This is a genomic window from Microcystis flos-aquae FACHB-1344, from assembly GCF_014698375.1.
Classification (GTDB): Bacteria; Cyanobacteriota; Cyanobacteriia; order Cyanobacteriales; family Microcystaceae; genus Microcystis; species Microcystis aeruginosa.
This window is the reverse complement of the sequence record NZ_JACJSW010000015.1, coordinates 23696-29854: the sequence shown is the minus strand read 5'-3', so window position 1 is coordinate 29854 and position 6159 is coordinate 23696. Positions and strand designations below refer to the sequence as shown.

7 protein-coding genes are annotated in these 6159 nt (G+C 43.9%); 4 read left to right on the top strand and 3 right to left on the bottom strand.

The annotated features are described in order from the left end of the window. Positions 1-418 precede the first annotated feature (418 nt). Positions 419-775 (top strand): hypothetical protein, encoded by a 357-nt coding sequence (locus tag H6G48_RS00615; RefSeq protein WP_190718049.1) that lies wholly within the window; start codon positions 419-421, stop codon positions 773-775. Between the two features lie 271 nt (positions 776-1046). Here H6G48_RS00615 and H6G48_RS00610 read toward each other — a convergent pair whose 3' ends face one another. Continuing rightward, complete coding sequence (locus H6G48_RS00610) at positions 1047-1967, bottom strand: LysR substrate-binding domain-containing protein (RefSeq protein ID WP_190718047.1); 921 nt, start codon at positions 1965-1967, stop codon at positions 1047-1049. A gap of 146 nt (positions 1968-2113) precedes the next feature. Here H6G48_RS00610 and H6G48_RS00605 point away from each other — a divergent pair, with 146 nt between their 5' ends. Both H6G48_RS00605 and H6G48_RS00600 read left to right on the top strand, forming a co-directional pair. Further along, positions 2114-2797 carry a cadmium resistance transporter gene (locus H6G48_RS00605; RefSeq protein ID WP_190718044.1) on the top strand — a complete coding sequence of 228 codons (684 nt, stop codon included), beginning with the start codon at positions 2114-2116 and terminating at the stop codon, positions 2795-2797. Positions 2798-3126: 329 nt separating this feature from the next. Continuing rightward, the gene (locus tag H6G48_RS00600) at positions 3127-3561 is read left to right on the top strand and encodes a YidH family protein (protein WP_002762666.1); all 435 of its coding nucleotides are present in this window, start codon (positions 3127-3129) and stop codon (positions 3559-3561) included. Positions 3562-3571: 10 nt separating this feature from the next. Here H6G48_RS00600 and H6G48_RS00595 read toward each other — a convergent pair whose 3' ends face one another. Then, positions 3572-4369 carry a sulfite exporter TauE/SafE family protein gene (locus tag H6G48_RS00595; protein WP_147073092.1) on the bottom strand — a complete coding sequence of 266 codons (798 nt, stop codon included), beginning with the start codon at positions 4367-4369 and terminating at the stop codon, positions 3572-3574. Between the two features lie 284 nt (positions 4370-4653). On the opposite strand from H6G48_RS00595, the gene H6G48_RS00590 reads away from it, so the two are divergent. Then, positions 4654-5658, top strand: a complete 1005-nt coding sequence (locus H6G48_RS00590) for a TOBE-like domain-containing protein (RefSeq protein WP_190718041.1) — start codon at positions 4654-4656, stop codon at positions 5656-5658. A 125-nt stretch (positions 5659-5783) separates the two neighbouring features. On the opposite strand, the gene H6G48_RS00580 is transcribed toward H6G48_RS00590, so the two are convergent. Beyond that, entirely contained in the window at positions 5784-6113 is a 330-nt protein-coding gene (locus H6G48_RS00580; RefSeq protein WP_002762669.1) for a hypothetical protein, read from the bottom strand. Positions 6114-6159 lie beyond the last annotated feature (46 nt).

Genomic DNA, 6159 nt, shown 5'->3' with positions numbered 1-6159 from the left:
AAGTCCGATATTCCCGCCAGTATTGAATAGCTATTAAAACCTGATCTTCTGGGATTAATCTACAAGGACGACCCGGCTTATTCTTCTTTTTTTCGTATTCTTTAATGATCTTAACAATCAGATAGAAATTTCGGCGACTCATTCCCGTTAAACGCTTAAATTTCTTTCGACATAACCTATTCGTTTCGGCAAATTTCAGACTCTTATTCTGTTTTTTATCTATTAAGGACAGATTTTCAACAGTATCACCAAAAAACTCTTTTATTACGCTGGCAACACTATCTCCTTGTGGCGATCGCTGTCTCGTAAGAGTATTGGCAAAAATAAATAACCTTTTATTAGATCACGAAAGACTTTTGCAAGAGGTCTTATACTCGGTGTACTTCAAAATTAGATTGATTGCTCGAATACTTTAGCCATGAAAAAACTTCTTTCTCTGGCCACCCTAACTGTTCTCTTTTCTGTTTCTTTTGGGTTAACCTGGATGAAGCTGGGAAGTGCCAACGACGATGCCAAAATTGAGGCTCGTATTGCTGCTTGGGGTCGCAATTGCAAAAATGCCGTTGTTTCCCATATGGGAAGCGACGTTTCGATGTCCGATATTAATGTGACTCTCGGTGCAACACTTCAGTCTTCTATTGATGCGGGAGAAACAACACTCCAAGATATCAACCGAGGTGGATTAACCTACAATTGGTCTGTGCCGAAGAAAAAAGTCTCTGGTTACTGTAATACTGACGGGAAAGGCAATGTTACAGAGTTTAAATTAGACTAAACAAACCAAGAGTCCCCTTTTTCAGTGACAGGACTATCAAGGCTGCGTCACTCAAAACAGTATGGTTGGTATTGCAAGGTAAGGGTTAGCTTGTTGCAGGGGTCTCCCTTGCAAGGCATTTCCAGAGGTTCCACCTCTTGTATAACCTATCAGGGAAAGGAGGGAGACCCTCCCTTGTCTCATTCTAAGGTTCTATCTTGGTAATGAGACAAGACATCTCCAAAAATCTGTAATAAGGACTAGAAGTATCTAATTCCATTCTGCAAGCAGATCACAACATCTGCTCGAAAACCTGACAGACGCGGGGTTGAAAGCGCTGACGGTGTTTTATTTTTAAAAAAGGGCGCGTAAATTCGAGATAGCGAGGGGATAAACCGGAAGTATCGATGACTCGAATCGATCGCAATGTGCCTAATTCTAATTCCTTTTGAACCATCAATTCGGAAATGCCGGCAGCTGCCAAACTATTCTCGATGATTGCTTTCACCATTTCCCCCGTATTTAACAGCAAAGTCACCTTTAATGTCCGTAAATCGATGCCCCAATTCTGTAACGCTTCCTGGAATCTTTGTTGAGTTCCCGATCCCGATTCTCGCATTACCCAAGGGGTTTCCACTAATTCCGGCAATTCGATCGCTTCTCTTTTATACCAAGGATGAGAACGTCCGACAATAATTAATAGGCGATCGCTGCCGACGATCTCCTGTTCTAAACAATGTGTTAAATCACTCTTGACTTCTCCCTCGATTAATGCTAGGTCAAAACGTCCGTTAGCCGTACCCAGACAGATTTCTTCCGTATTAGCTAGGGTGCAGTTGATCTTAATTGCCGGATAGCGCTCCTGAAAATCGCTAATTTTTGCCGGGAGCCAATAGTTACCAATAGTCAAACTCGACCCTAATTGTAGTTCTCCCCGTTGCAAGTCGTTGAATTCCGCTAATCCCCTTTCTGTCAAAGTTACCTGGGTAAGAATGCGTTGCGCTTCTAATTGCAATAAACGTCCTGTTTCCGTGATCTCGATGTGACGACCGACGCGATGGAATAATTTCACCCCGTATTCACTTTCTAGGGAGGCAATGGCGGCACTGACGGCCGGTTGGGTGATATATAAAGCTTCTGCTGCTTTGGTGAAGTGGAGATGTTCGGCAGTCGCTAGAAAGATTTCCAATTGATCTAGGGTCATTCTGGCCATGGCAAGGGGTTTTTCGTCTCTATTGGTCTTTCCATCATTTTAATTTATTAAATCAACAAGAAAGAATATTTGATTTTATTAATAGCTCTTTCTAGAGTAGAAGTAGGGCGATCGAGACCAGAAGAGCCGATTAAGAAAAAAATCCCATGACTACCATGATTACTGCCATATCCACAGCAATAGCGGCCTTTATTGCCACTAATCTCGATGACATCCTGATTTTGACGATTCTTTTCGCCCAGGTCAATAAACTTTTTCGCCGTCGTCATATCGTTATCGGTCAGTATTTAGGCTTTATACTGCTGATTTTGGCGAGTTTAACCGGCTTTTTCGGGAGTTTCTTGATTCCGGCTCAGTGGATTCGTTTTCTCGGCCTGTTGCCGGTGATTTTCGGGATTCGGAGTCTCTGGCAGCGAGAAGAAACCGAGACGGATAATCCTCTGGAGATGGCTGTAGAATCAGCACCGTCTTCTCCTTTGCTGGCCTGGTTTTCCCCTCAAACCGGTGCTGTGGCGGCAATTACCATCGCCAATGGCAGTGATAATATCGGCATTTATCTGCCGCTGTTCGCTAGTAATACTTGGCCAAATTTAGTCACTATCGTCAGCGTTTTTCTGATCTTGGTGGGTGTTTGGTGTTTTACTGCTCATCAGTTGACTAAATTACCGGCGATCGCTAATTTAATTAGCAGTCACGGTAGCCACTTTGTCCCCTGTGTGCTGATCGGTTTGGGTGTGTTTATGATCAAGGAAAGTCTTCCCCTGGCTTTCTTGGCCCTATCCTTAAGCTATGGATGGACCCTTCTCCAGCAGCAAGCAGAATCTATTTAGGGTTTGCGGCAAAAAGTTTTTCCTGGGGGCAGGGTGTAGGGTGTAGGGTGTAGGGTGTAGGGTTTTACCCATTTTCAGGGAAAAAGTCCAGGGATTTTCCCCCCGATCACTCCAATGGCCGGTACTTTTGGATTTCAAAAAGGTCTAAAAGTCTTATCGAACAATGTTTTTAGATTTATTCAGCAAACCCTATTTGATTTTTGATTCAATACAAATACATCTAAAAAGAGATTTTAGATTTTTTCCATACCATCTATAACTCAAGTGCCATAGAATAACATCATCTTCTCAAACGATCAACTTGAAACCGACCCCTAGTCATCTCGATCATGTTATTTTTTCTCAAATCACCAGTGACGGAAAGCAAGACCAGCATTAAACCGAAAAAAGTCAATCCCAATCGAGTCCGCGATCATCTGGCCAATGAACGCACCTATCTGTCTTGGATGCGAACAGCGATCGCATTAATGGGTTTTGGTATGGTTATCCTGCGTTTACGGGCCTTTCATCCTCCTCTGGTTCCCCGGCCCGGTTATGGCTGGAAATTAGGCTTAATGTTTGCTTTAGTGGGTTTATTGACCGTATTTTTGACCACAGCCCATTATTTTACAGTCAGAAGAGATATAGATGAAGATACCTACGAACCAGCCGATCGATGGGTGCTACTATTTAGTTTAGCGATCGTTATTCTCGGTGCGGGAATTATCTATTTTGTCGCCACCAGTCCCGATCTGTTGATGGGTAGTATGATGACTTTCGAGTGAACTTTGAGGATTAGGTGGGTTGCAGTAAGCGCCAACTGACCGTGACTAGAACCGTATAAAGCAGTATTTTTAGGGCATTTTTGGGGAAATATTCCGATAATCTTGCTCCCACTACTACCCCCGGTATCCCACCCAACCAGATGGGAAGTACCAGATTCCAGTCTACTGTTCCTAATCCCAGATGACCGATGGAAGTACAGGTTAAGAGGATGGACGCTTGCGATAGATCTGTACCGACTAATTTGCGAGAATCAAGGTGAAAAAAGGTCATCAAGACCAATGCAAATAAGGAACCACTGGAAATACTGGTTAAACCGACCAAATAGCCTAAAACTGCCCCTAATATCGTTGTTTTTATCTGACCCGATCGAGTGGTTAAATCTAATTTTGGCCAGGACCAAGGGGACAAATCGGGAAAAAACAAGGAGATTAGTAGTTCCAGGGCCGCTAGGACGGTCACGATCATCAAGACAAGACCGATGATAGGAGGCAACCATTGATCGAGATTGAGAGAGCTATTCTGCTGAAAATAGCGAAAACCGACTAATCCTAACAGAGAACCGGGTACACTGCCAATTACTAGCCATTTTACCACTTCTAACTCGATCGTTTGCTGTTGCCAGTGACGAACAGTGCCGACCACTTTCATCAACCCGGCCGCTACCACATCGGAACCCACTGCGGTGGTAGCGGGAACCTGAAATACAAAGATTAATAGGGGTGTAATCAAGGATGAACCGCCAATTCCCGTTAATCCCACGACAATTCCGATAAAAAAGCTAAATATTGTCAATAAAGAATAGTCCATTTTTGCCTCAGTTGTCTCTTTTCTCCGGTGTGTTTCTGGTGGTTAAGGGACAAAATTAGTTAATTAAGCCTTTAGAACCGACTAAAAGAGCAAAAAACAGTAATAGTAAGCTTTTATCGCTGTTTAATCTTTTAGTCTCCGTTTATAACCAGTAATCTCCCGAATCGAAACTTAATTTTCTTGCTATCTTGTAAAATGTAATTGTATTTTAATACGACTGCGATTAAATCATGGTTAAAATACGGTCAAACCCTATACATTTTTTTGCCAGAGGATTAGCTACCGTGAGCATCATCATCGAGCGAGTATCGAAAAAATTCGGCACCTTTACTGCTTTAGACAACATCAACCTAGAGATCAAATCGAATCGTCTGGTGGCACTGCTCGGTCCGTCTGGTTCAGGAAAAACCACTCTCCTGAGAGCGATCGCAGGATTAGAACCTCCCGACACAGGCAAAATTATCATCAACGGCAAAGACACAACCCATTTAAATGTCAGAAAAAGGAACATTGGCTTTGTTTTTCAGCATTATGCGCTTTTTAAACACCTGACGGTGCGTCAGAATATCGCTTTCGGTTTAAATATTCGCAAAGCTGCCCCGGACTACATTCAAAAACGAGTGGACAATCTCTTGAGTTTAATTCAATTGCAGGGATTAGGCGATCGCTATCCGGCCCAACTATCCGGGGGTCAACGTCAACGGGTTGCCCTGGCCCGGGCCTTAGCGGTGGAACCGGAAGTATTATTATTAGATGAGCCTTTTGGGGCCTTGGATGCCAAAGTTAGAAAAGAGCTACGAGTTTGGTTGCGACAGTTACACGAGGAGGTTCATGTCACCAGTGTTTTTGTCACCCACGACCAGGAGGAAGCCATGGAAGTGGCCGACGAGATCGTAATTTTCAATGAGGGTAAAATCGAACAGGTGGGAACTCCCGATCAGGTGTACGATCATCCTGCCTCTGCTTTTGTGATGAGTTTTATCGGCCGGGTGAATGTTTTGGCACCGACCTCGGCTGCACTATTCGAGCAGCTCGGAGGGGGTACTAACGGAGTCAAGATTTTCATTCGTCCCCACGACCTAGAAATTCTCTCTTTTCCCAATGGGTCTAGCATTGCGGCAAAAGTCGAGCGCATTATCCATCTGGGTTGGGCCATCGATGTGGAATTAATTCTACCCGATCGCTCTCTCCTGATTGCCCATCTGAATCGAGAACAACTGGATCAACTGCACCTCCAAGTCGGGGAGCAAGTTTATGTTCGTCCTCGGGATGCTCGCGTTTTTGCTTAAAAGTAAACGTTCCAAAACTCGATTAAATTCTGTGGTGCGATATAGAGTTTTTCTCCTTGTCCCAATAATAGACTTGTCGCACCCACAGCATCGCCATACATGGTGTGATCAGGTTCCGCACAAAGTCACAGGCACTCATCGTCATAGATACTATCGCGACTTACGGCATAGTCGGATAAAAGTGCGCTGCCTCGATCGTGACTACTTGCCCAATCCCGAAAAGCTTGCGCTCGTTCCGTCGGTGTTGCCGTCTCGTAAAAAGGTGTTTTTGGCTCTATCAGTTGTTTTAGCATTGTCTCCAAGAGAATTTCTACCTTTTCTGGTGATTGGTGACTAATTCTTGCCAAAATCTCGGCAATTGCCTTTAAATCTTGCTGATGGGCTTTTTTAAAGTCTAGCAGCATTTCCGCTCCCTCCCCATCTAGCGATCGCTGAGAAAAAGGAGTAATTTCCATAGATATTGCTCTCCTTGAAAACCGCTAAAACTTGATTCTGCCATAA

Bases quoted from the DNA above. Each gene is read 5' to 3' on its own strand.
- H6G48_RS00600 (WP_002762666.1), top strand. From the start codon at position 3,127: ATGTTATTTTTTCTCAAATCACCAGTGACGGAAAGCAAGACCAGCATT.
- H6G48_RS00580 (WP_002762669.1), bottom strand. From the start codon at position 6,113: ATGGAAATTACTCCTTTTTCTCAGCGATCGCTAGATGGGGAGGGAGCG.
- H6G48_RS00605 (WP_190718044.1), top strand. From the start codon at position 2,114: ATGACTACCATGATTACTGCCATATCCACAGCAATAGCGGCCTTTATT.
- H6G48_RS00595 (WP_147073092.1), bottom strand. From the start codon at position 4,369: ATGGACTATTCTTTATTGACAATATTTAGCTTTTTTATCGGAATTGTC.
- H6G48_RS00610 (WP_190718047.1), bottom strand. From the start codon at position 1,967: ATGGCCAGAATGACCCTAGATCAATTGGAAATCTTTCTAGCGACTGCC.
- H6G48_RS00615 (WP_190718049.1), top strand. From the start codon at position 419: ATGAAAAAACTTCTTTCTCTGGCCACCCTAACTGTTCTCTTTTCTGTT.